General features: G+C 69.5%; 5 protein-coding genes. 3 read left to right on the top strand and 2 right to left on the bottom strand.

Going from position 1 to position 2,308, the window contains the following annotated elements:
- On the top strand, nucleotides 1-589 hold a 589-nt coding region (locus VNO22_12565), incomplete at its 5' end, for a hypothetical protein (GenBank protein ID HXG62206.1).
- Nucleotides 590-639: 50 nt separating this feature from the next.
- On the opposite strand, the gene VNO22_12560 is transcribed toward VNO22_12565, so the two are convergent.
- Both VNO22_12560 and VNO22_12555 read right to left on the bottom strand, forming a co-directional pair.
- A complete protein-coding gene (locus tag VNO22_12560; GenBank protein ID HXG62205.1) occupies nucleotides 640-1,359 on the bottom strand; it encodes an ATP-binding protein in 720 nt (239 codons plus the stop codon).
- Between the two features lie 12 nt (nucleotides 1,360-1,371).
- On the bottom strand, nucleotides 1,372-1,518 hold the full coding sequence (locus VNO22_12555; protein HXG62204.1) for a hypothetical protein: 147 nt from the start codon (nucleotides 1,516-1,518) through the stop codon (nucleotides 1,372-1,374).
- A gap of 47 nt (nucleotides 1,519-1,565) precedes the next feature.
- On the opposite strand from VNO22_12555, the gene VNO22_12550 reads away from it, so the two are divergent.
- Nucleotides 1,566-2,105 carry an RNA polymerase sigma factor gene (locus VNO22_12550; protein HXG62203.1) on the top strand — a complete coding sequence of 180 codons (540 nt, stop codon included), beginning with the start codon at nucleotides 1,566-1,568 and terminating at the stop codon, nucleotides 2,103-2,105.
- Nucleotides 2,102-2,308 (top strand): hypothetical protein (locus VNO22_12545; GenBank protein HXG62202.1); only part of this gene is annotated, 207 nt, incomplete at its 3' end. The genes VNO22_12550 and VNO22_12545, both read left to right, overlap by 4 nt.

Genomic DNA, 2,308 nt, shown 5'->3' with positions numbered 1-2,308 from the left:
GGGACTGGAGGGGCGGGAGATCGAGGAGATTCTGGCGGGGCGGCCGTTCGCGTCGCTGGGGGATTTTCTGGAGCGGGCGCGGATTTCGCGGCCGTCGCGGCGGAATCTGGCCCTCTCGGGAGCGCTCGACTGGGCGGGGGGGACGCGGCCGGAGATTCTTCTGGCGGCGCTTTCGGGCGGGGCGCCGGCGCCGCGGCGGCCGGACTTCACGGAGGAGGAGAAGTTCTTCCACGAGTTCGGGATCCTGGGGCTTTCGGTGCGGGGGCATCCGCTCGGGCATCTCTGGCGGGGCCCTCGGCCGGGGCCGGGCAGCGCGGGCCTTTCGGCGCGGGCGGGGCGGCGGGTGCGGCTGGCGGGGCTTCTGGCGACGGGGCGGGGGGCGCGGACGTCGCGCGAGGAGCCGATGGGGTTTCTGACCTTCGAGGACGAGGAGGGGCTGTTCGAAGCGGTGATGTTTCCGGCGGCGTACCGGCGCTGGAGCCGGCTCGTGGGGACGGTGGGCCCCTATGTCGTGACGGGAACGGTGCAGGTGCGCTACGACGCGGCGGCGGTTCTGGTGGAGCGGCTGGAGCGCGCCGGGGGGCGATAGGTCGAACCCCCCGCCCTGGGGGCCTCCTCAGAATTGCGTCGAATTGCGTTCTATTGCGTCGGATTGCGTTTTTTCGACGACGGGTACCAACGTGCACCCCGGGTTCGACCGCTCACCATGATCTCGTTTTCCCGTTTAAGTTCCCGCAGGAGCGACTGGATCTGGTGGCGGCTGAGGGCGGGCAGCACTTGCTGGAGTTCTTGAAAGCTTGCGCCCCACTCGCCGGCTTCCTCGACATGTTTGAGGAGCAGCGTCTTATTCATCCGCCGGTCGAGTCCCCGCTTGCGGGTGTAAACTCCCGGACGCCCCAGGAATCGATAGAACCGCCGGGATAGAAGATATCGGACCCCGCGTCCGCGACCCACGCGTTCGAGGACTCCCTGCTCCACGAGGGGCGCAAGACGGGACGTCAGGGAGTCGGGGATCGGTTGCTCGCGGTGAACGAGATCCAGGATAAGAAGATCCTCGATACCGAACGTCGCCAGCCGTTCCTTCCCGATTTCCTCCAAGAACCGCAGAAACTCGGGATCCTGGATTTCCCCGTTCAGAATCAGGAAAACGGAATTCTCGGTGCTGCGCGAGAAATCGGGAAGGGGCTTACTTTGCTGGATGCAAGCTCGATACATGACATCGATTCCCTGGCCCGCCCGTTCCACGAGGCCGCAGCGGGCCAGGACTTCGGCGAGACGTCGGTTGCGGGGATTGTGCTCCCAGAGGAGATTATCCTTGCTGATTCCCGGCGGGAAACCTCCGGGGCTGACGACTTCCAGCCGCCGAGGGTACTATCGGACGATGACCGACCCGTTATGTCGGTAGTCCCGATGGGTCAGCGCGTTGAGAACCGCCTCCCGCACGGTGTGCTCGTCGAAGGCCGGAGAGGGACCGCGCGTTCCTCCCCCGTGACGCGGCGGGGGGCGTTCGGCTACCATGGGCGCCGAACCCGCGGGCGTTCCCGGCTGTCGGAAGGGGGAGGACGGTGGACGACGAGGCGCTGGTGCGCCGGCACCTCCGGGGGGACCCGGAGGCCTTCCGCGCGCTCTACGAGCGGTACCGCGACCGGGTGTTCGCCACCGCCTGGAGGATCCTGGGCGAGTACCACGCCGCGGCGGACGCCGTCCAGGAGGTGTTCGTGAAGCTCCACGGGGAGCTCGGGCGCTTCAAGTTCGAAAGCAAGTTTTCCACCTGGCTCTTCCGGGTGGCGGTGAACCACGCGCTCAACCGCGCCGAGGAGGCGGCGCGGCGGGCGCGCCTGCGGGAGCGGGCGGCCGGAGACGGACGCGCCGGGCCCCCTTCCGGGGAGGGCCGGCCCCTGGACGAGACCGTCGCGCGGGCCGTGGCGCGGCTTTCGCCCAAGCTCCGGGCGGTGGTGGGGCTCCGGTACCTCGAGGGACTCTCCTACGAGGAGATCGCCGAGGTCCTGGAGCTTTCGGTGGGAACGGTGAAATCCCGGCTGTTCGCGGCCCACGAGGCGCTCCGGGCGCTTCTCGGGGAAACGCGGCGGGAGGACGAAGAATGACGTGCGACGAATTCCGCGAGGCGTTTTTCGACGGGTCGCCGGAGGCCCGCGCCCACGAGGCGGCCTGTCCCGCGTGCGCGGAGCGGGCGGCGGCGATCGCGCGCCAGGAGCGGCTTCTGCGGGAGGCGCGCGTTCCGGCGGCGCCCGACCTGTGGCCGGCCATCGCGGCGCGGCTGGCCTTCCGGCGGCGGCTGCGGCGCGTC

Source organism: Planctomycetota bacterium, from assembly GCA_035574235.1.
In the GTDB taxonomy this organism is placed as follows: Bacteria; Planctomycetota; MHYJ01; order MHYJ01; family JACPRB01; genus DATLZA01.
The sequence above is the reverse complement of the archived record's forward strand: the minus strand, read 5'-3'. Positions and strand labels throughout refer to the sequence as shown.